A 22,322-nucleotide genomic window follows, 5' to 3' on the forward strand; every position below is an offset into this window, starting at 1 on the left:
CATGAGTTTCTCGAACAAGGAACAGGGTCACGCTAGAGAGGCGTTACTGCCCAGATCCCGGGACATCGATGCGCTGGTACGCGCGGAACATCACGACCCCTTTGCAATCCTCGGCCCCCATGGCGATGGTGCTGGCGGGCAATTCATTCGGGCTTATCTGCCTGACGCGCTGAGCGTGCAGGTGCTGGCCAAGGACTCCGGCGAAGAACTCGGCAGCCTTGAAGCCACCCAGACCCCGGGGTTGTTTGTCGGGCATTTCGAGCACGCGCAGCCGTACGTGCTGCGCACCCGTTGGGCCGGTGGCGAACAGGTGTCCGAGGACCCTTACAGCTTTGGCCCGTTGCTCGGTGAAATGGACTTGTACCTGTTCGCCGAGGGCAATCACCGCGACTTGAGCAGTTGCCTCGGTGCGCAGCTGAAAAACGTCGACGGCGTCGACGGCGTGCGTTTTGCCGTGTGGGCACCCAACGCCAGACGGGTGTCGGTGGTCGGCGATTTCAATAACTGGGATGGCCGCCGGCACCCGATGCGCTCGCGTCACCCGACCGGTGTCTGGGAAGTGTTCATCCCGCGCATGCAGGCAGGCGAGGCTTACAAGTACGAGATCCTCGGTGCCCACGGTATTCTGCCGCTCAAGGCCGATCCGATGGCCCTGGCCACCGCGCTGCCGCCGGACACCGCGTCGAAAGTTGCCTCACCCCTGAGTATCGAGTGGCAGGATCATGCGTGGATGCAGGCACGCGTCGAGCGTTCACGCCCAAGCGCGCCGCTGTCGATCTACGAATTGCACGCAGGCTCCTGGCAGTGTGAACTGGACGATCTGGGCGAAGTCGCGCGCCAGTACACCTGGCACGAACTGGGTGAACGGTTGATCCCGTACGTCAAGGATCTGGGCTTCACCCACATCGAGCTGATGCCGATCATGGAGCACCCGTTCGGCGGTTCGTGGGGCTATCAACTGCTCTCGCAATTTGCCCCGAGTGCGCGCTACGGTTCACCGGACGATTTCGCCGCGTTCATCAACGCCTGTCACCTGGCCGACATCGGCGTCATCCTCGATTGGGTGCCGGCGCATTTCCCGACCGATGTCCACGGCCTGGCGCAATTCGACGGCACCGCGCTGTACGAATACGGCAACCCGCTGGAAGGTTTCCATCAGGATTGGGACACGCTGATCTACAACCTCGGCCGCACCGAAGTGCACGGCTACATGCTGGCGTCGGGGTTGCACTGGCTCAAGCATTTCCATGTCGATGGCCTGCGCGTCGACGCGGTGGCGTCGATGCTGTATCGCGATTATTCGCGCAAGGCCGGCGAATGGGTGCCGAACCGTCACGGCGGGCGGGAGAACCTTGAAGCGATCGACTTCCTGCGCCACCTCAACGACGTGGTCAACCTCGAAGCCCCTGGCGCACTGGTGATCGCCGAAGAATCCACCGCGTGGCCAGGCGTGAGCCAGAGCACGCAGCAGGGCGGCCTGGGCTTCGATTACAAATGGAACATGGGCTGGATGCACGATTCGCTGCATTACATCCAGCAGGATCCGGTGTACCGCGCGCATCATCACAACGAACTGAGTTTCGGCCTGGTATACGCCTGGTCCGAGCGCTTCATCCTGCCGATCTCCCACGACGAAGTGGTCCACGGCAAACACTCGCTGATCGACAAGATGCCCGGCGACCGCTGGCAGAAATTCGCCAACCTGCGTGCGTACCTGAGCTTCATGTGGGCGCATCCGGGCAAGAAGCTGTTGTTCATGGGCTGCGAGTTTGGCCAGTGGCGCGAGTGGGATCATGATCAGCAGCTGGATTGGTACTTGCTGCAGTACCCGGAACACCAAGGTGTGAAGACATTGGTCGGTGACCTGAATCGGCTGTACCGCGAAGAACCGGCGCTGCATGAGCAGGACGACGTGCCGCAAGGGTTCCAGTGGCTGATCGGCGATGACGCGATCAACAGCGTTTACGCGTTCCTGCGCTGGAGCAAGGATGGTCGGCCGGTGCTGGTGGTGGCCAACTTTACGCCGGTGCCGCGCCAGGCTTATCGCATTGGCGTGCCGTTTGCGGGGCGCTGGACTGAGGTGATCAACAGTGACGCGGCGACGTATGCCGGGTCGAATTACGGGAACAGCGGCGGGACGTCTACCGAGGAAGAGGCGAGCCATGGGCAGGCGCTTTCGCTGGTGCTGAATTTGCCGCCGTTGGCGGTGTTAATGTTGCGGCCGGAAGGTTAAAAGCTTGTAATGGCACCTTAAATTAAGAGTGTGGCAGGGGAGCATGACGATGTTGCTCTATTAATTGGCTTTCCCTGCCACTCTCTTTAAGCGAAACCAAACATCGATAGTGCGGATTGCTTGCCTCGTCCCGGTTTGAATTTAAACAAGTCGAAGTCTATGATCAGTGCTTTCCCATTTACTATTTTTATATTGTCTGCTTTGTTGTCATCAAGCGCTCGATCCATATTTTCCAGCTCGGCAAGCAACTCGTTTTTTACTTTGCTGGCATAATATTGCGGCTCGTTTAAATTGGCTCCCTCAATGAAAGGAGTTCTCATGATTAGGACGCCTTCCGTCGTGCGGACTTCAGTAGCATTGGCGTAATGCTTGTAAGCACCGCTGTAAGCTTTATTAAAGAAATAATTCCAGTTGGTCACAGAGTGCTTGATGTTGGCCGCGGTGTTGTTTTTCATGCCATGAGCGGCGGCAATTTCTACGGGAGTAGTCTTGTAGATTTTATAAACGTTCTGATTGACTTTCCACGCCTCTCCATATGCACCTGCGCCTAAGCGCTCTCCTTTCAGCTTAATGTTTTCAAGAGAAACTTCTTTAGTGCTCGCGGCTAGTTTTAGCGCACTTATAGGTTCTTCTGTACGCATCAAAGAGTGGCTCCTGATCACCTCGGATGATTCAATTACCTCTTGCTTTTTCTGTTGGCTTAAACCAGCGCCGTTTAATGGCGTAAAGGTTGGGGCGAATGACTGTTCGCGGTCCAGAGATGACAATGATCTTCTGATCATTCGGCCATCGGGATCAAAATATACAGTGGGAGCATTCCTGAAGGATCCGAATAGATTCAGCCCATCGACATCACCCGCTGGGTCGGGATTGATCCATCGCTCCAACCACGGCGCGTAGTAGCGAAATCCGTAGTAATAAAGGCCAGTCGCATCGCGTTCCTTACGAGAGTAGCGCAGTGTTTTGTACTTGATTTCGACTGCATTCCGACCCTCCCAATACGCGGTGCCACCGAACGCGTAATACCACTCCCGGCTGATCAGTTCAGCATTTTGGTCCAACTCCAGTGTGATGGATTTCAGGTGGTCGCCGAGGCCGTAACACACTTGATCCTGAGCGATTTCCTGCGGTTGTCTGGCCGCCCAATACAGCACCTGCACGCTGTTGCTGCCAGCGCTGGCGGTGATGACATGGAGGATTTCCCCGCTGCCGCTGTGACTGCGGACCTCCACACCGGGCAGGTAACGTACTTCACGAAGCACTGCTCGGGCATTGGTCAGACTCGAACGCACCTTGCGCACCCGTTGGCCGCCACCGTCGTAGATGTAGCATTCGCAGTCGTCTTCTTTGTCCTCGCGCACGACCGGCCGCACATCCCGCAACTGATTACGCAAGTCCCAGGTCAGTGACTGGCCGACTTGCAGTTCTCTCAGATTGCCATTGGCATCGAAACCTTTGGCCAGCTCGTCCTCGGTCGGTGGCCGGTTGTCGCGTTCGGACAGGCAGCGGTTGCTGTAGCGTGCTCGGGTCAAGGTGCGGCCATGGGCTTGCGCACCGACGTGCACCAGGTCCAGCAGATTGCCGCCCGCGTCGTAATAAAAGGTTTGTGTGTAGTTGGCGATCTGGCTCGGGTCGAGCGGCAGAGCTTGAAAGTCGGGCAGGGCGGGGCCGCCGGATCCGGTTTTGGCCTCACAGCCTGTGGCTTCGATCAACTGATCAAGCGTGTCGTAGCGGTAGGTCTTGAGCGGCGCGATGCGCTGGTTGGCGAAGTAGCGGATCGGTTGCGCGGCGTCCTCGATGCTGAGCACATTGCCCGCGGCGTCGTAGTGATATTTCAGGTCTTGCAACGGCGTGCCATCGGCTTTGAGGGTGCTCAGTTCGGTCAGTCGGCCGTTGGCTTCGTCGTAACGGTGGCGGGTGATGACGCCGTTACCGGCGGTTTCCGATTCGATCTGGCCGCTGGCGTTGTAGTGGATTGCGCTGACCAGCAGCTTTTCGAGCTGCCCGGCACCCGCCAAGGTCAGTTTCGTGTTCTTCAGCACTCCGTCGACGGTGTAGGCGTAGGCCAGAACATTGCCGAAGGCGTCAGTCTGGCTGAGCGGTTCGCCGCCGGGGGCAAAGGTGTAAGCCGTGGTCGCGCCGTCTCCCGGTTCGAGCAATGCATCCCGCCCGGCAACGTCGGCCGGCCAATCGGGCGCATCGGTGCCGGTCAAAAACTTCCGCGTGTGGCTCAGCACATTGCCGGTGATATTCAGGTTATGTACATGAACTGTGCCGGCCGGGTCATCGTGACGGATCGGTTGGCCACACAAATTGCGTGCCGCAGATTCCGCGCTGGCATCGGCATAGGTAAAGCGCTCCAGCGTGTGTTCGGCCACTTCCCGACCATGTTCACGCACGGCCACCGAGCGCAGCAGTTCATCGTATTCGGTCAGCGAATGGCTGCCGCGGCCGTCCCAGCGCTCCAAAGGCTGCCCGGCGGCGCCTGGCAACACAACGCGCCATCCGGCATCCGCGCTGTCGGTCATCAATGCGACACCTGACAAACTCGTCACTTGGCTCAGGTTAAAAGGGGTCGATGCATCGGTGTGAGCCAGATCGAACAGATACGGATCACGACTGGCCGTCAATCGACCCGCCGCATCGAAGCATTGTTGTGTCACCCGTGTGTCAACCGGGTCGGAAGCCTCCCGTCGATGAAACTGCACCGTTCGGACCACCTGGACACGTGCATCCGACACCTGAAGTGCCGGTGTGTCTGGATGAGCGATAGACGAAGCCAAGGTTTTCATGGCGTTCATTCAGCATTTGTCGGAGCAAGCATTTACAGCAATCAATTTCGCTCCCCCCATCTGTTATCAGATGACCCTCTTCGTGCTCGAATTCCATTGATATCGTTTGAGGCAGTTTGCAGGTTGCGCTCATCTGCCTCGTGAGCAGTGAAACGATTTTGTTGCCTTGTATTCTCTGTGCCAGTTGGGCGATAAGGATCATGGGCGCCAGTTTGAATTGGATGATCACCCTCAATGCTCAACAGGTTTTGATGAGCGCGAAAGGTTGAGTCGTTCCCTCGAAGCGTCGCTACAGGGTTTTCAGTATATGCATTTGGAACTGTCGATCTTTGAAAGCCTGGATATCCGATAGTGTGATTTATCGTATTCCTGCTTGAAGTGCCAGATCGCTGCAGACCTGGATGCGTGCCTTGAGCGCTACTCGGCCTGCTAGCTCTCGAAGAGTGGGAGGCGCTCGATCTATTGTTTTCCCAGAAGTTGTATACAGGTGCCTTCCAGGGTTTGTAATCTCCATCGGTAGTAGGCTTAAAGGTTAATGAAGACCTAAAAAGCTTATCTGCCATTTTAAAAGCATCAGGGCCAATCTTGTTTTTTTCGGTATTGATTTCTGCGAGCAGTTTCAGGATTCGAGTCTTGAATTTTGTATAATGTTTGGATTTTACTATTGAGTCTGTTTTATTTATTTTTTCAAGAATTTTTTGAATTTGCTCATTGTTATTAATGGAGTCAAATACAAACTTGGATTCCTTGAAAAGTTCATTTTTGAACGCGACCAGATCGTCGTTGTTGAACTTTTCTCCCTTGTTTCCTAATACATCAATGTAAGCAATCGGATTGTTGCTGAGCATTCGATAGAAATTGAGACCATCAATTGCCCACACCGGATCCGGATTGATCCAGTGCTGCAACCACGGCGCGTAATAACGGAACCCATAATAATAAAGCCCTGTCGCATCCCGCTCCTTGCCGGAATAACGCACGGTTTTGTACTTGGCCTCGGTCGCGTTTCGACCTGCCCAACACGCCGTGCCGCCAAACGGGTAATACCATTCCTGGCTGATTAGGTCAGCGTTTTGATCCAACTCCAATGCGCTGGATTTCAGGTGGTCGTTGAGGCCGTAACGCACCTGGTCCTGAGTCATTTGATCGGGTGGTGCCGACACCCAGTGCAGCACCTGCACGCCGTTGCTGCCGGCGTTGGCGCTGATGACGTGGAGGATTTCCCCGCTGCCGCTGTTCCTGCGGACCTCCACACCGGGAAGGTAGCGTACTTCACGAAGCACTGCTCGGGCATTGGTCAGACTCGAACGTACCTTGCGCACCCGTTGGCCGCCGCCGTCGTAGATGTAGCATTCGCTGTCGTCTTCTTTGTCCTTGCGCATGACCGGCCGCACCTCGCACAGCTGGTTACGCAAGTCCCAGGTCAGCGACTGGCCGACTTGAAGCTCTCGCAGATTGCCATTGGTATCGAAGCCGTTGGCCAGTTCTTCCTCGGTCGGTGGCCGGTTGTCGCGTTCGGGCAGGCAGCGGTTGCTGTAGCGTGCTCGGGTCAAGGTGCGGCCATGGGCTTGCGCACCGACGTGCACCAGGTCCAGCAGATTGCCGCCCGCGTCGTAATAAAAGGTTTGTGTGTAGTTGGCGATCTGGCTCGGGTCGAGCGGCAGAGCTTGAAAGTCGGGCAGGGCGGGGCCGCCGGATCCGGTTTTGGCCTCACAGCCTGTGGCTTCGATCAACTGATCAAGCGTGTCGTAGCGGTAGGTCTTGAGCGGCGCGATGCGCTGGTTGGCGAAGTAGCGGATCGGTTGCGCGGCGTCCTCGATGCTGAGCACATTGCCCGCGGCGTCGTAGTGATATTTCAGGTCTTGCAGCGGTGTGCCATCGGCTTTGTGAGCGCTCAGTTCGGTCAGTCGGTCGTTGGCTTCGTCGTAACGGTGGCGAGTGATGACGCCGTTACCGGCGGTTTCCGATTCGATCTGGCCGCTGGCGTTGTAGTGGATTGCGCTGACCAGCAGCTTTTCGAGCTGCCCGGCACCCGCCAAGGTCAGTTTCGTGTTCTTCAGCACTCCGTCGACGGTGTAGGCGTAGGCCAGAACATTGCCGAAGGCGTCAGTCTGGCTGAGCAGTTCGCTGCCGGGTGCAAAGGTGTAAGCAGTGGTTGCGCCGTCTCCCGGTTCGAGCAATGCATCCCGCCCGGCAACGTCGGCCGGCCAGTCGGGCTCGTCGGTGCCGGTCAAAAACTTCCGCGTGTGGCTCAGCACGTTGCCGGTGATACTCAGGTTACCAATATGAACGGTGCCGGCCGGGTCATCGTGACGGATCAGTTGGCCGCACAGGTTGCGTGCCGCAGATTCCGCGCTGGCATCGGCATAGGTAAATCGCTCCAGCGTGTGTTCGGCCACTTCCCGACCGCTTTCACGCACGGCCACCGGGCGCAGCAGTTCGTCGTACTCGGTCAGCGAATGGCTGCCGCGGCCGTCCCAGTGCTCCAAAGGCTGCCCGGCGTCACCTGGCAACACAACGCGCCATCCGGCATCCACGCTGTCGGTCATCAATGCGCCACCTGACAGGCTCGTCACTTGGCTCAGGTTAAAAGGGGTCGATGCATCGGTGTGAGCCAGATCGAACAGATACGGATCACGACTGCCCGCTAATCGACCTGCCGCATCGAAACGTTGCTCGGTAACCCGTGTGTCAACCGGATCGGCAGCCTCCCGCCGATGAAACTGCACTGTCCTGAGCAACAGGCCACGCGCATCCGACACCACCATGGTTGGCGTGCCGGTATGCGCGTATGACGAAGCTCCGGTTGGCATCCTTGCTGGCCTTGATCAAAGTGAACTGCCCATCACAATGCACGACCATCATTCGCCTGCCTACTGTAAGAAGTAACAGGTGAATCAAGTATTTTCACCAACGCATCCGCACACCCAAACTACCAATCAGGCCATTCAAATCATTTTCATCCACACTGCTGCTGTAATCCGCGCTGACATACAGGCTCACGGCGGGAGTCACTCTGGCCACCAGGCCCAAACCCACTTCGACCGTCGATGAATAGCGGCTGGTGCTTATCTTGTCGACCTGATCCAGGGTCACGGTATTGCCGGTGTACACCGTGTGCCACAAGTTGGTCCGCACATACGGTTCGACCCCGAGGCCGTTGATGTCGTAGCTACCTTTCAACCGAGCACCGACCCGACCGCTCCAGGATGTCAGGTCGCTGGAGGACGCATTGCCGGAACCGGCGTACGGGGTGTCCAGGGTGATGCGCTGATTGATCAACTGCGCCTGGGGTTCGACCACCCAGTTGTCGCCCAGACCAATCGGAAAGCCACCTTCCACCGAGAAGGTGACTGCGCTGCCTTCGGCGGCTTGTCGCGCCCCTTGTTCATTACGACTGAAGCCGTTGACCCGACCGCCACTGGCCGTCAAGTCGACGTGCCAGCCCTGTGGGCCGGTCAGGCTCCAGTAGGCGCCGAGGCTCTGGCCTTGCAGGTTGAGGGTGTCGGTGTTGGGGTCGGCAAGGGCGCGACTGGTCAGCAGGCCGTTGCTGTTGCCTTGAAACTGGCTCATCCCGCCGATCAGCCCGACCTGCTGGGTATGGCCGCTACCGCTTTGCAGGGTGAGGATCGCCGGGCCTTTGAATTCGTTGGCGCCAGGAATGCTGAATCCCTGGGAGAGATAATCGGTTTGTGCCTGACGCGACGCCTGTCCATAGAGCTGATCCCAGGCCGAGGGCGCAGCGTCTTCGATGGTCAGGTGTGAACTTCGCAGATCAGGCTTGGCGCTGAAGCGCCCGGGGTAGTTGGTAGCGAGCGCGGGCAAGGTGAGCACCGGGACCTCCTGGTCATACCAGGGGGTTGTTTCTTCCTCGGCAGGCGAGGCCTGCACTTCCATGGATGAGCACAGCAAGAGTGAACTCGACACCGTGCAAAAAGTAACTTTGATCTCTTGTGGGGTGAATGAAGTTTTCATGGAGGTCTACCTTGCAGTCGCATGTGGTATCTCGCTCTGGCGTCTCTCCTACCCCTGATTGAGGGGCGACCGAATGGACTGGGGCAAGCCGCTGGCGGCCCGTTCTGACGGGTGTCTGGGGGTTGCTCCGGGTGGTACTTCCGGGGGTAGTAACGTCAAGTCAAGAAGACCGATGGCGTCGCGTCAAGAAAATGAACGATAAGCGGTATGTCTAATTTAGCCGTTGCAACTGATTGTTTTTTGGCGCTTATCTAAGTTCTTGTTTGTACGAAAAATCATCGTGAAAGTATTGTTCCAGAGGCGTTTGAGCAGCCGACGGTCGGTAAGAAAGTCGATGTGAACGGCGAGATTCACAGTCGCATCCCTTAGAACATTACTGTCAATATCAATGATGCCTGACGGATCATGTCTGAAACACTAAAGACGCACTTCCACCGCCAACGGCAAATGATCCGACAGATGCGTCCACGGCTTGCTGCCCAATATCCGCGGCTCATGGCTGCTGGCATTGCGCAGATAGATCCGGTCCAGGCGCAGTAACGGAAACCGTGCCGGATAGGTTTTTGCCGGGCGACCATGGTGGCGCTCGAAGGCTTCGTGCAGGTAGTCGTGGCGGGCGAGGGCGGCGTTGCCTTGTAGCTGCCAGTCGTTGAAGTCGCCGGCGATGATCACCGGTGCATCGTCGGGTAAAGACTCAAGCAGTTGGCAGAGTAACTGGAGCTGCAACTGACGATGACTTTCCAGCAGGCTCAGGTGTACGCAAATCGCGTGGACTTCGGCGTGGCCCGGTACGTCGAGCAGGCAATGCAGCAGACCGCGGCGCTCGGGGCCGGTGATCGAGACGTCGAGGTTGCGGTATTCGCGGATCGGGTATTTTGACAGCAGCGCGTTACCGTGGTGACCGTTGGGGTAGACCGCATTGCGGCCGTAGGCGAAATCGCTCCACATGCTGTCGGCGAGGAACTCGTATTGCGAGGTCTGCGGCCAGTTGTTGAGGCGGGAAGAATGGCGTTCGTGTTCGCCGACGACTTCCTGCAGGAACACCAGGTCGGCGGATGTACTGCGTACCGCTTCACGCAGTTCCGGGAGGATGAAGCGTCGGTTTAGCGCGGTGAAGCCCTTGTGGGTGTTGACCGTCAGTACTCTGAGTCGATGAATCGCCGGCGGCGTGTTCAATGGCGTCGATTCGACGGTCTGGTGCTTGGAATCACTGGTCACTTTGACTCCTCTGAATCAGGCTGGCTTATGTATGCGACTGATGCGGGGGCGGGCAGTTCAGTTTGAGCATGCGCTGCGGTCCGACTTGCCGGCGATGGCGTCTTCAAGATTAGCGCACGGTTCAAGGGCCTCATCGCCAGCAAGCCGGCTCCAACAGGGGGTGTTGGTTTAGACGAAGACGATTTCATAGGGCAACCGCATGCGTTCCAGCAGCACCCGGGGCAGCAGCGGGGCGATACCGATGGCGGGTTCGCCGTCGAGCTGGCTGGCGTAGGCGTGGGTGGCGTGGCTTTTGCGCGCAACGGTCCAGGTGTCGAGGCGAACCTTGCGGGCGCGGTGCCACGGGATCAGCCCTCGATCACGCGAGGGCCAATGCCACGCCCAGACGGGTACTTCGTTGAACGCTGCACCGACCGAGGCGGCGGCTTTGGCGCTGGCGCGGCCGACGACGTCGTGGTCGACATTGCCGTCCTCGCTCCAGGTGCTGAACACCACATCACCAGGCCGCAAGTACCGCGCGATGAATTGAGTCAACTGAAGTTCGCGCTCAGCCAGGGCGTTGTCGGTGAACCCACCGCGAATCCACTTCAGGCTGTGCATCGGCAAACCGAGGCGGCGCAAGGCTTCGACGCTTTCCTGGGGGCGAAACACGCTGAGGCGTTTCTCCGACCATTGCTGTGACCCCGGATGGCTGGCGCTGCCGTCGGTGATCGAGATCAATTGCAGGGGATGGCCCAGAGCGCTGAGTAATTGCAGCAGTCCGCCGCAGGTCACGACTTCATCGCCGGGATGCGGCGCGATCACCACGGCGCGGGCGCCGGGCGGGACCAGGGTCTGGGTGTTGATGACGGGAATGTTGTCGAGCTGAGGCGCGTTGTTCCAGATCTGTGCAGTAAGGCTGCTGTCGCTGATGGAAACGGATTTCATCGGGCTACGTCCTTGTTCTAATTGATAGCAATGTGCCGCTCTCCGAACCCTGGATTGCCGCGAGCAGAGTATTGCTCAAGTCACGCTATTCGTCGCGTCGATGTTCCCACCGGTGCATATTTTTCTCCGGGCTGTGCCAGGTCGCGCAATTATCGCTGGAGTCGCTCCCGTATCCGGCCGCTGCCTGGCAATGTAAAAAAACCCGAAGTTTCATTTCACTCTTCTTCCTCACGCTGCAATTCGAACAGCAGCAGCGAACGGCCGGTGACCGAATATTCGTGGCCGAACTCGAAGCGCTCCTGACCGCGGATCGATGGCTGATTGGTGTCGACCATGCAGGTCCAGAACCTGCCATCCGGCACTTGCGGCAAGGTGAAGTTGACGATGTCGTGGTGCGCGTTGACCACCAGTAGCAAGGTGGCATCACCGCCCTTGCGGCGAATCCCGGTTTCCTGGGCTCGGCCATCGAGCAACATGCCGAGGCATTTGCCGTGGGATTCCTCCCATTGTTCGGTGCTCATCTCGCTGCCATCCGGCGCCAGCCAGGTCACGTCCTTGACGCCGATGTCCTCGTTGTAATTGCCCACCAGGAAGCGCCCGCGTCGCAGGATCGGGTAGGCCAGGCGCAACTTGATCAGGCGTTTGACGAACTTCAGCAACGCCTTGCCATCTTCGCTCAGGTCCCAATTGACCCAGCCGATTTCACTGTCCTGACAATAGGCATTGTTGTTGCCGTCCTGGGTGCGGGCGAACTCGTCACCGGCCACCAGCATCGGCGTGCCCTGGGACAGCAGCAGGGTGGCGAAGAAGTTGCGCATCTGCCGCTGGCGGAGCGCATTGATCTCCGGGTCGTCAGTCGGGCCTTCGACGCCGTGGTTCCAGGACAGGTTGTTGTTGCTGCCGTCCTGGTTGTTCTCGTCGTTGGCTTCGTTGTGTTTTTCGTTGTACGACACCAGGTCGTTGAGGGTGAAGCCGTCGTGAGCGGTGACGAAGTTCACCGATGCGTAGGGCCGCCGACCACGCTGATTGAACATTTCACCGGAGGCAGTCATCCGGCTGGCGAAGTCAGCGAGTTGGCCGTCGTCGCCTTTCCAGAACGCGCGCACGGTATCGCGGAATTTGTCGTTCCATTCGACCCAGCCCGGTGGAAAGCGACCGACCTGATAGCCACCGGGGCCAATGTCCCACGGCTCGGCAATCATTTTCACCTGGCGCAGTACAGGGTCCTGGCGGCAGGCAACGAGGAAGCTGTGACGTTCATCGAAACCGTCGTGGTAGCGCCCGAGAATGGTCGCCAGGTCGAAGCGAAAACCGTCCACGTGCATTTCCGACGCCCAGTAACGCAGGGAGTCGGTGACCATTTGCAGCACGCACGGGTGACTCAGGTCCAGGGTGTTGCCAGTGCCGGAATCGTTGATGTAGAAGCGCTTGTCGTCGGGCATCAAGCGGTAATACGAGGCGTTGTCGATACCCCGCATGGACAGGGTCGGGCCCTGTTCGTTGCCCTCGGCGGTGTGGTTGTACACCACGTCGAGAATCACCTCCAGATTGGCTTCGTGCAGGTGCGCGACCATTTCCTTGAACTCGGCGATCTTGCCGCTGGCCAAGTAGCGCGGGTCCGGGGCGAAAAACGCGATGCTGTTGTAGCCCCAGTAATTGGTCATGCCTTTGTGCAACAAGTGCTGGTCATTCACGAACGCGTGAATCGGCAGCAATTCCACGGTTGATACACCGAGCTTGCGGATGTGTTCCAGCATGTCATCGACCATCAACCCGGCGAAGGTGCCACGCACGTTCTCGGGGACAGACGGGTGACGCATGCTGAAGCCGCGCACGTGAGTTTCGTAAATGATCGTTTTGTCCCACGGCACGCTGACGCGATGGTCGTGGCCCCAGGTGTGCGCCGGGTCGATCACCTTGCATTTCGGTACGAACGGCGCGCTGTCGCGTTCGTCAAAACTGAGGTCGGCGTCGGGGTGGCCGATGGTGTAGCCGAACAGTGCTTCGGACCACTTCAACTGGCCGACCAGTTGTTTGGCGTAGGGGTCGATCAACAGTTTGTTGTGATTGAAGCGATGCCCGTTGGCCGGGTCATACGGGCCATAAACACGGTAGCCGTAGATCAGCCCCGGATGAGCGTCGGGGAGGTAGCCGTGGTAGATCTCGTCGGTGTATTCCGGCAGTTCGATGCGCTCCAGTTCAACTTCGCCGGCGTCATCGAAGATGCACAGTTCGACCCTGGTCGCGTTGGCGGAGAACAAGGCGAAATTGACCCCCAGACCATCCCAGGTGGCGCCCAGCGGGAAGGGCAGGCCTTCCCGGATTCGCGAAGCCTCGGTCTGAGGTTCTGGCGCGGCTTTTTTTGGACTGGTCATAGATGCTCCTACAGGTTTATCGGGGGCGAACGTGCCCACGGTGGCGAGAGGTCGCTCGCCACAAGGTCAGTCAGGGCAATGCCGGGAAGCGTCAGACCGCAGGCGGTTTACGCGCTGCGCGAGGTTTCTTCTCGGTGGATTTTTCCCCGGGCGGGATCACCTTTGCCGCAGCGGCCGGTTTCGCCTTGGCTTTGGTTTTCGGCTCGCCAGCCTTGCCGTTGGCGGTTTTGCTGACGGCAGGCTTGGTGCCTGCCGCTTTGCTGCTGGCCGCCTTGGGCGATTTGCTGGGGGCCAGGGCTTCGGCTTCTGCCAGTTTTCGAGCCATCTCCCAGTGCCGGGCTTCATGGCCCTCGGGTTTTCCTTCCGATTCCCAGATCTGATAGGCAAATTCGCGGATGCGTTTATCGTCGGTACTCATCGCTATGCTCCTGAACTGAACTCAAAGTTTTGGATAAAGAGATTGACCGGGAAATCCCCCAGCGCGGCGCCAATCATCAGCTCCTTGTGTTCTGTGACTGCGACGCTGGAAAAAAGTCCCTTCAGATTTTCGGCAGGGGTGGTAAACGGTAATTTGACTCGCGTATCGCCCCACAGCGGCGCGCCGACATGGGGTATGGCACTGTTTTTCAGCAGGCCCGCACAGCGTATCGGGACGATCACGATGGCCTGCTTCTGGTTGTACGAGCGCGCAAATGCCAACACTCGGTGTGCCTCGCAGCCGACTACTTCCAGCGCTTGATACGTCCCGCGTTGAAACAGCTCGGCCTGTTGGGCGCGCAGGCCTAATGTGCGCGCGATCAGGGTTTGTTTGATGCGTCCGTCACGCCAGTTGGCCAGCAGTTCCGGCAGTTCTGGCGGACGTTGCAGGGTGTGTTGGCGACTTGCGTAATCCACCGGGTGACGGTTGTCCGGATCGACCAGCGAGAAGTCCCAGTACTCGTTGCCTTGGTAAAGGTCCGCAATGCCCGGCACGGTCATGCGCAGCAAGGTTTGCGCCAATCCGTTGAGTGCGCCGGATGCAGCGATGGACGTCACGGCTTTGCTCAGGGCTGCGCGCAGCAGCTCGGCTTCGGGGCTTAGCAGCAGACGTTCGATGAATGCCTGGGTCGCACGTTCATACGCATCGTTCGGCGCGCTCCAGCTGCTTTGCAGCTTGGCTTCACGCAAGGCTTTCTGCTGCCACTGCCAGAGACGTTTGACGTAGTCCTCAAGCGCGGGCCGATCGTCGACGCGCAGTTCCAGTGGCCAACTGCCGAGAATCGTCTGATACAGAATCAATTCATCCCCCGCCGACGGCATCGCATCGTCGTCGCGAACTGGCCGAGCCAGCGTCTGCCAGAGCGGCACCTGCTCGGCGAACCACGCGCTGCGCTCGCTCAACACCGCCAGCCTGGCACGGGTGTCTTCGCCGCGTTTGTGGTCGTGAGTCGCGGTGGTCAGCAGGTTGTCGGGGAATTCTTCGAGACGATTGAGGCATGCGGCATGGAAGTCAGCCACCGGTACACTGAATTGTTCCGTGTTGAACCCCACGTCATTACGCGACAGCAAAACCGCCGAGCGATAAAACGCGGTGTCCTCGACGGCCTTTGCCGCTGCCGGTGACGTCAACTGCTGAAAACGCACGCAGGCATGCTTGAGCATCTTGCGCGGGCGGCCCACCGGGCGTTTTCGCCAGGGTTCGCCGCCCAGCCATCGGGCCAGACAATCGAGTACCGGCCAATCGGCTTCGCTGAGGTTTTGCCGCGCGCCGTCCATGGCTTGCTGAAAAAACCCATCGTCCTCAACGGAGCGCCCACAAGGGCTGATGTAGGTGCGATACACCGGGAAGTGCACGATCAGTTCCTGCAACGCCCGACGAATCGCGCCGAGGGTCAGGTCGCGGGTCATCACATCATCCCGGGCCACTTGCAGCAGCGCCTGGGCGACGCTTTCGAAGTCGCCGGCAAGCGAGCCGTTGATAATTTGCTGACGGGCCAGGTGTGCTTCCTGACGGAAATCGGCGGGCCGTTCGCTGTAGCGGTTCCACAATTCGCCGAGGGTTTTCTCACCAGCGGGATCATGTTGCAGCAAGGACACCTGGTTCATGAATTCATAACCGGTGGTGCCATCCACCGACCAGTCACGGTGCAGGGTTTCACCTTCACCGAGAATCTTCTCGACGTAGATCGGCAGGTGTCGGCCCGGCGCCAGGCTGTCGACCCGGCGCCGCAGTTTGCGGCAATAACCGCGCGGATCGGCGAGGCCATCGATGTGGTCGATGCGCAGGCCGTCGATCAAGCCCTCGGCGACCAGTTCGAAGATTTTTGCGTGAGTGGCTTCGAACACCGCCGGGCGCTCCACACGCAGGCCGCCCAGTTCGTTGACATCGAAAAAGCGCCGCCAGTTGATGTCATCCGCCGCCGTGCGCCAACTGGCGAGGCGATAGCTTTGACGTTCCAGCAACTGGTGCAGGCGCTGGAAACCGTCCGGCGTGAGCGAATCGTAGGCTTGCAGGTTCTGCTCGATGACTTGAAGCAGGGCCGGGTCGCTGGCCAGTTCGCGCAGCTCGTCTTTCAACGGTTTGGCCAGGCGGTGGGCGTCTGTCTGGTAACTCAAGGTGCTGAAACGGTCGGCCAGTGACTTTAATCGCTCGGTATCGTCCTTGAGCAATTCGCCGTAGTCCATCGGGCAGATCGGGAAGTGATGATCGTAGTGTTGGACGTAAAAAGCACCGTGCTGCGCATCGAAGCGCAAGGGCAGGGTGCCGTCCTGCAACGCCACGCCATAGTCGCTGCCGAGGAATGGCAGCAAGAGCTGACCCTCCATCAACGGATCGGGCGAATGCCATTGTATGTCGAAAAATTCGCCGTACGGGCTCAACCGGCCCCATTCCAGCAAGTCCAGCCACCAGGGATTATCGCCGCCACCGACCGCCATGTGGTTGGAGACAATGTCGAGGATCAGCCCCATGTTCTGCTCACGCAACGCGCTGACCAAACGGCGCAACGCCGATTCGCCGCCCAGTTCCGGGTTGACCGTGGTCGGGTCCACCACGTCATAGCCGTGCATGGAACCTGCGCGTGCGCTCAGCAGCGGCGAGGCGTAGACATGGCTGATGCCGAGGCGGGCGAAATAGGACACCAGCGGCACCGCGTCGTCCAGCGTGAAGCCTTTATGAAACTGCAAACGCAGGGTCGCGCGTGGTTGATTCATCGGTCACGCTCGGCCGCCTGAAGCCGCGCGCAGGCAAGCAATTCCAGGCGTCGGGCCGCGTCCAGGTCATCGAGCAGGGCTTCGCTGGCACCGGGCAAGCGGCGCGACCAATTCGGATGGGTATCGATGGTGCCGGGCAGGTTGGCCTGCTGTTCGATGCCCAGGGCATCCTCCAGCGGCAACAACACCAGCGGCGCGCGGGTATGGCCGAGGAAGCGAATGGCTGCGTCGAGTATCTGATCGGTCTCATGGGACTCTTCGCGGAAATTCTGCGGGTCCTGGCTCAACGCGCGGCGCAGACCTTCACGCTCGCGTTCGCGGTGACGGCGCCACTCGATTTCACCCGTGGCGTCGACCAGGCCCAATCGGGCATTCCAGTCGATATCGTGGCCATGCCACCAGCCGTTGAGCGTCGGTAAATCGTGGGTGCTGGTGGTGGCCAGTGCGTTGTCCGGCCAGTCGAGGATCGGCTTGAAGTGTGTGTTGTCCTGCTCGAACAGCAACACGCGCATGCCGAGAATCGAACGGGCGATGAGTTTTTCCCGCAGGCCGTCCTCCACTGTCCCGAGATCTTCGCCGAGGACGATGGCTTGATGCCGATGGGATTCCAGGGTCAGCAGGCGCAGCAGATCGTCCACCGGGTAATAAAGATAAGCGCCATCGGCGGGTGATGCGCCGTTGGGGATCACCCACAGCCGTTGCAATCCCATGACGTGATCGATGCGCAGGCCACCGGCATGGGCGAAGTTGGCCCGGAGCATTTCGATGAACGCACGAAATCCGTGACGCACCAGGCCTTCGGGCGAGAACGCGGAAATCCCCCAGCCCTGCCCGGTGCGATTAAGAATGTCCGGCGGCGCACCCACCGTCAGCGAGGCGAGCAATTCGTCCTGGCGACTCCAGGCCTGGCTGCCGCCGCCGTCGGCACCGACCGCGAGGTCAGCGATCAGGCCAATGCTCATGCCGCTGCCGCGCGCGGCGGCTTGTGCGCGCTCCAGGCAACGGGTAATCAACCACTGGCAGAAGGCGAAGAAGCCGATGCGCCCGGCATTCTCTTCGGCAAATTCAGCCAGCGCAGCACTGCGCGGGTCGCGCCATTGCTCGGGCCACTCGCGCCAGTCGAGGTTTTCACCTTTGGCAGCACGGGCCTCCTGAATGGCTTCGAAACGACAGTGGTTCTCCAGCGCTTCGCCAGCCGCGTGGCGGAAACTGCTGAAATCGGCGTGCAACGGGTGTTCGCCCTGGACAAAACCTTCGTACAACGCCTGCAACAAACGGTGCTTGGCGTCGGCCGCCACAGGCCAGTCAACCAGCGGCTGTTGTTCCAGATGCTTGAGCTCGGCGGCGAGCCCGGTGGCGTCAATCGCCGTGCGCATCGCTCGTTCGCCAAGTATCGCGCCGGGTGCTGCGTACAGGCTGTTGAGGAACAGGCGGCTGGACGGCGAATAAGGGCTATAGCGCTGGGTGTCGCTGCTGAACATCGCGTGCAGCGGACTGATCGCCAGCGCTTCGGCGCCACGCTCACCGGCAACGCGGGCGAGGTCTTCCAGCGCCTGGGTGTCGCCAAAACCGCCATCGCCGGGACGGCGCAGCGAGTACAGCTGCACGCTCAGCCCCCAGGCGCGAGGGATCGGGCTGTCGACCGCATCGCTGACGCTGTAGCAGCGTGCCGGCGCCACGGCCAGCGTAAAGGATTGGCCGTCGATTGTGACGTGCTGATAACCGACAGGAATCAGGCCCGGCAACATCGCCTGGGCATCCAGTTTCAGGTTGAGCCGCGATCCGTCCTCAAGGTGGATCTCGCAGGGGGTCTGCGGCTCGAAATAATGCGCGAGGCTGAGGCCCACGCCAACGTCCGCGGTCAGCAGCGGCGGCAGATGCCGGGTTTGTTGCACTTGCTGCAATTCTTGCAGGCTGGCATCGATCTCCTGGGCGCTGCCGGCCGGATGGCCGAGCCCGGTCAGGACATTGCGTAACACCGATGGCGCGACTTTTTGTGGGCGGCCGTTGGCATCGATCCAGTCGACGGCCAGGCCAGCTCGGCTAGCCAGTATTTCCAATTGCGCATCGCTCATGGGCGCTCTCCATCCGGGGGTAGCAAAGGGGCTGCGGTCGTGAGGCTGACTAGCGCGCAATACGGGGCAAGGGTGCCCTGATTCAGCAGGTCGGCGGACTTCGGCGGGTGTTCGAACAACAACGAAGTGCCGGCCTGTGGGGAGTGGACCACCGGCTTGTCGCTGAGGTTCAGGTCAATGCGCAGCAGGGCGCCATCGCCCAGTTGCCAGCGTGCGCTCACCGCGCCTGGCGCCAGTGCCTCGGCACCCAACGGGTGTGCACCGGGCAGGCGCGCGATGATCTGCTCGTGGCGGATTTTCAGCAGTTGGCGATACAGCGTGTAAATGGCCGATTGCCCGCTCGCCGTCAGATTCGGTCGTGAGTCTTCGAAGGTCTGCTGCGCGTTCGGGTCGGGAATCTGTTCACGCTTGGCCGGATCGGAAAATGCATCGAACGCGCAAAATTCGTTACGCCGACCTTCGCGAACGAGTTCCGCCAGTTCGCCGTGATGGCTGGTGAAAAACAGGAACGGTTGCTCGGCGGCAAACTCGTCGCCCATGAACATCAGCGGGATCATCGGCGATAACAGCAACAACGCCGTCGCGGCTTTCAAGGCGTCAGGGTGGGCGAGTTGGTGCAGCCGTTCGCCGAATGCGCGATTGCCGATCTGGTCATGGTTCTGCAAGAACAGCACGAACGCCGTGGGCGGCAAATGACCGCTGGGCTCGCCGCGAGCTACGCCGTGGCGGTTGGTGTGGCCCTGGAACACAAAGCCCTGGCTCAGGCAGCGTGCCAACTGTTCGGTAGGGTTGTCGGCATAGTCAGCGTAATAGGCCTCGGTTTCACCGGTCAGCAGCACGTGCAAGGCATTGTGGCCGTCGTCGTTCCACTGCGCGTCGTAACCTTCCTGCAGCAGGCTGGCCTGGTTGTGTTCGTTTTCGACCGTTAGCCACACGTGGCGCGCCGGGTCGACTTGCTGCCGGATGCGTTGCGCCAATTCCTGTAGAAAGTCCGGGCTCTTGATCGCGTGCACCGCGTCGAAGCGCAAACCGTCAAAACGGTATTCCAGCAACCACATCAATGCATTGTCGATAAAGAAGTCGCGCACCTCGCGTCGCCGGAAGTCGATGGCCGCGCCCCAAGGCGTGTGCTTGTCTTCATTGAAGAACGCCTTGGCGTAGCGATGCAGGTAATTGCCGTCCGGGCCGAAGTGGTTGTAGACCACATCAAGCATCACCGCCAGACCATGGCCGTGGGCGCTGTCGATCAGGTGCTTGAGTTGCTCGGGCGTGCCATAGGACGCCTGGGGCGCGTAGGGCAGAACCCCGTCGTAGCCCCAATTGCGATCACCGGGGAACTGCGCCAGCGGCATCAGTTCGATGGCGGTAATGCCCAGTCCGGCAAGCCGCGCCAGGTGCTGCTCGACCTCGACAAAACCGCCAAGCGCACCGACGTGCAACTCGTAGATCACCGCCTCGTTCCAGGGCCGTCCCAGCCAGTCGCGGTGTCGCCAGGTGTAGGCGAGGGGATCGACCACCACGCTGTGCCGGTGAATGTCACCGGCCTGAGCGCGGGAGGCCGGGTCGGGCACCTCGAGTTCGCCATCAATGTTGTAGCGGTAACGCGTGCCCGCAGGACAGCGCGTCTTGATCACGAACCAGCCATCGGCCTGAGGCAGCAACGGCAAGGACTGTCCATCTTCCAGTTCGACACTGACAAAAAACGCATCCGGCGCCCACAAGGCAAAACGCGTGTGCTCTGCGTCCAGCATGATTGCGCCGTGGGGCCAGGTCTCAAGGGTCCGTAACGGCATCGTTGAAAACCTCTTACTGTTTGTTCGATTTCCCCAGCGCTTTAGCCACCAGCTGTTCGTAGAGTTCGGCGTAGGGTTCGACGGCTTTGCACCAGTTGAACGGTGCGGCCATGGCCCGGCAACGCATGGCATTGAGCAAACCGGGAAAGGCGAACACCTTGAAGGCACGGCTCAGGGCTTCCTGATAGCTCTCGACCGTGGATTCGTCGAACAGGAAGCCGGTCACGCCATTTTCGATGGTGTCGGCCAGGCCACCGGTGTTGCGTGCCACCGGCAACGAACCAAAACGCTGGGCGTACATCTGGCTCAAGCCGCACGGCTCATAACGCGAGGGCATCAGCAGGAAATCGCTGCCGGCGAACATGCGGCGGGCGTCGGTTTCGTTGAAGCCGATGCGCACACCGATCTGCCCTGGAAAGCGCAGGGCCAGTTCACGCATTGCCTGTTCTTCTTCCGGCTCGCCGCGCCCGATGATCGCGATCTGGCCACCGGATTTGACGATGTATTCGGACACGGCTTCCGTCAGGTCCAGGCCTTTCTGATAGACCAGACGCGAGACCACGGCGAACAGCGGACCTTCGGAGTCGTCCAGCCCGAACAGCTCGCGTACGTGCGCCGCGTTGACCGCTTTGCCTTCCCAGTCACCGATGCTGAACGGACGGAACAGGTGGCTGTCCGTGGCGGCGTCCCAGCTTTCATCGATGCCATTGGGAATCCCGCTGAGCAGGCCTTGCTGGGTCTTGGCGGCGAGAAAACCGTCGAGGCCGCAGCCGAAGGCCGGCGTGGTGATTTCCTGGGCGTAGGTGGCGCTGACGGTGGTGATGTGGCTCGAATAAGCCATGCCGGCCTTGAGGAACGACATCTTGCCGTAAAACTCCATGCCTTCCTGTTGCAGGGCATGCGCGGGAATGCCCAGCTCGGGGCACGACCCCAGGCTGGTCACGCCTTGATAAGCGAGGTTGTGAATGGTGAACAGCGTCGGCGTGCGTTGACCGCGCCAGTGCATATAGGCGGGGGCCAGGCCGGCGGGCCAGTCATGGGCGTGCACCAGGTCCGGGCACCAGTGGATTTGTGCGAGGTTGGCGGCGATGTCGGCAGCCGCCAGGCCCAGGCGGGCGAAACGAATATGGTTGTCCGGCCAGTCGCGACCGTTGTTGGCGCCGTAAGGTGAACCTTCGCGCTCGTAGAGTTCAGGGCAGATCAACACGTAAATGACCAGGCCGTCAGGCATGTCCATGCGCCCGATCTTGCAGGCAGGCAGCGCGGCATGACCGCCGAGCTCACCAATAATGTGGATCGGGTTTTCGCTGTGCAGCACTTGCGGGTAACCGGGGATCAGCACACGCACATCGTGCAATTTCGCCATGGCCCGGGGCAGCGCCGCGGAAACGTCACCCAGACCGCCGGTCTTCACCAGGTCGGCGATTTCCGAGGTCACAAACAACACTTTCTTTCTGTTGGGATTCTGACTGACCACCGGCGTCAACGTCTTGGTACCCGTGACGCTGATCGATTGGGCACTTGGGGCGTTCACGGCGCTCGTTTCGCCGACCTGCTGATGAGCACGTTCTCCCTGGATATCTAATGCCGTACTGATCATATGAATCTCCCGTGTTGTTGATCTAGTTCTAGGTCTGGCAAACGGTGTTTCGTGGCCAAATCCTGTGGCCGGGCGCAAACGCGCTACGCATCGGTGAGCAAACGCTGCCCATGCGTTAAAGCAGAATGGCTGGAGTGGCCGT

Annotated in this window: 12 protein-coding genes; 1 reads left to right on the top strand and 11 read right to left on the bottom strand. The window is 59.9% G+C overall.

All coding sequences use genetic code 11. From position 1 onward, the window contains the following. Position 1: 1 nt before the first annotated feature. Complete coding sequence (glgB, locus tag KGA82_RS09640; RefSeq protein ID WP_223450233.1) at positions 2–2,233, top strand: 1,4-alpha-glucan branching protein GlgB; 2,232 nt, start codon at positions 2–4, stop codon at positions 2,231–2,233. An 86-nt stretch (positions 2,234–2,319) separates the two neighbouring features. Here glgB and KGA82_RS09645 read toward each other — a convergent pair whose 3' ends face one another. The 11 genes from KGA82_RS09645 to glgA form a co-directional block, all read right to left on the bottom strand. Continuing rightward, positions 2,320–5,034: an RHS repeat domain-containing protein gene (locus tag KGA82_RS09645; protein WP_223450234.1), complete on the bottom strand. Its 2,715-nt coding sequence runs from the start codon at positions 5,032–5,034 to the stop codon at positions 2,320–2,322. Between the two features lie 32 nt (positions 5,035–5,066). Then, positions 5,067–7,838, bottom strand: a complete 2,772-nt coding sequence (locus KGA82_RS09650) for an RHS repeat-associated core domain-containing protein (protein WP_223450235.1) — start codon at positions 7,836–7,838, stop codon at positions 5,067–5,069. A 94-nt stretch (positions 7,839–7,932) separates the two neighbouring features. Then, positions 7,933–9,000: an autotransporter outer membrane beta-barrel domain-containing protein gene (locus KGA82_RS09655; RefSeq protein ID WP_223450236.1), complete on the bottom strand. Its 1,068-nt coding sequence runs from the start codon at positions 8,998–9,000 to the stop codon at positions 7,933–7,935. A 417-nt stretch (positions 9,001–9,417) separates the two neighbouring features. Beyond that, positions 9,418–10,218 (bottom strand): endonuclease/exonuclease/phosphatase family protein, encoded by an 801-nt coding sequence (locus KGA82_RS09660; protein WP_223450237.1) that lies wholly within the window; start codon positions 10,216–10,218, stop codon positions 9,418–9,420. 168 nt (positions 10,219–10,386) lie between these two features. After that, positions 10,387–11,145 (bottom strand): PIG-L deacetylase family protein, encoded by a 759-nt coding sequence (locus tag KGA82_RS09665; RefSeq protein WP_192227257.1) that lies wholly within the window; start codon positions 11,143–11,145, stop codon positions 10,387–10,389. A gap of 215 nt (positions 11,146–11,360) precedes the next feature. Then, positions 11,361–13,520, bottom strand: a complete 2,160-nt coding sequence (gene glgX / locus KGA82_RS09670) for a glycogen debranching protein GlgX (RefSeq protein ID WP_223450238.1) — start codon at positions 13,518–13,520, stop codon at positions 11,361–11,363. 91 nt (positions 13,521–13,611) lie between these two features. Then, the gene (locus KGA82_RS09675; protein ID WP_207284279.1) at positions 13,612–13,938 is read right to left on the bottom strand and encodes a DUF2934 domain-containing protein; all 327 of its coding nucleotides are present in this window, start codon (positions 13,936–13,938) and stop codon (positions 13,612–13,614) included. Positions 13,939–13,940: 2 nt separating this feature from the next. Next, positions 13,941–16,712, bottom strand: a complete 2,772-nt coding sequence (locus tag KGA82_RS09680) for a malto-oligosyltrehalose synthase (protein ID WP_223450239.1) — start codon at positions 16,710–16,712, stop codon at positions 13,941–13,943. Beyond that, on the bottom strand, positions 16,709–18,787 hold the full coding sequence (gene malQ, locus KGA82_RS09685; RefSeq protein ID WP_223450240.1) for a 4-alpha-glucanotransferase: 2,079 nt from the start codon (positions 18,785–18,787) through the stop codon (positions 16,709–16,711). The genes KGA82_RS09680 and malQ overlap by 4 nt, the downstream gene beginning before the upstream one ends. Then, positions 18,784–20,580, bottom strand: a complete 1,797-nt coding sequence (gene treZ, locus KGA82_RS09690; protein ID WP_223450241.1) for a malto-oligosyltrehalose trehalohydrolase — start codon at positions 20,578–20,580, stop codon at positions 18,784–18,786. The genes malQ and treZ overlap by 4 nt, the downstream gene beginning before the upstream one ends. Positions 20,581–20,593: 13 nt before the next feature. Continuing rightward, positions 20,594–22,180 carry a glycogen synthase GlgA gene (glgA, locus tag KGA82_RS09695; RefSeq protein ID WP_223450242.1) on the bottom strand — a complete coding sequence of 529 codons (1,587 nt, stop codon included), beginning with the start codon at positions 22,178–22,180 and terminating at the stop codon, positions 20,594–20,596. Between the last annotated feature and the right edge of the window lie 142 nt (positions 22,181–22,322).

Source organism: Pseudomonas sp. BF-RE-22 (assembly GCF_019956155.1).
Classification (GTDB): Bacteria; Pseudomonadota; Gammaproteobacteria; order Pseudomonadales; family Pseudomonadaceae; genus Aquipseudomonas; species Aquipseudomonas migulae.

What these genes read in the sequence shown, in the direction of transcription:
- glgB (WP_223450233.1), top strand. Translation starts at nt 2, where the DNA reads ATGAGTTTCTCGAACAAGGAACAGGGTCACGCTAGAGAGGCGTTACTG.
- KGA82_RS09645 (WP_223450234.1), bottom strand. Translation starts at nt 5,034, where the DNA reads ATGAACGCCATGAAAACCTTGGCTTCGTCTATCGCTCATCCAGACACA.
- KGA82_RS09650 (WP_223450235.1), bottom strand. Translation starts at nt 7,838, where the DNA reads ATGCCAACCGGAGCTTCGTCATACGCGCATACCGGCACGCCAACCATG.
- KGA82_RS09655 (WP_223450236.1), bottom strand. Translation starts at nt 9,000, where the DNA reads ATGAAAACTTCATTCACCCCACAAGAGATCAAAGTTACTTTTTGCACG.
- KGA82_RS09665 (WP_192227257.1), bottom strand. Translation starts at nt 11,145, where the DNA reads ATGAAATCCGTTTCCATCAGCGACAGCAGCCTTACTGCACAGATCTGG.
- glgX (WP_223450238.1), bottom strand. Translation starts at nt 13,520, where the DNA reads ATGACCAGTCCAAAAAAAGCCGCGCCAGAACCTCAGACCGAGGCTTCG.
- KGA82_RS09675 (WP_207284279.1), bottom strand. Translation starts at nt 13,938, where the DNA reads ATGAGTACCGACGATAAACGCATCCGCGAATTTGCCTATCAGATCTGG.
- KGA82_RS09680 (WP_223450239.1), bottom strand. Translation starts at nt 16,712, where the DNA reads ATGAATCAACCACGCGCGACCCTGCGTTTGCAGTTTCATAAAGGCTTC.
- malQ (WP_223450240.1), bottom strand. Translation starts at nt 18,787, where the DNA reads ATGAGCGATGCGCAATTGGAAATACTGGCTAGCCGAGCTGGCCTGGCC.
- treZ (WP_223450241.1), bottom strand. Translation starts at nt 20,580, where the DNA reads ATGCCGTTACGGACCCTTGAGACCTGGCCCCACGGCGCAATCATGCTG.
- glgA (WP_223450242.1), bottom strand. Translation starts at nt 22,180, where the DNA reads ATGATCAGTACGGCATTAGATATCCAGGGAGAACGTGCTCATCAGCAG.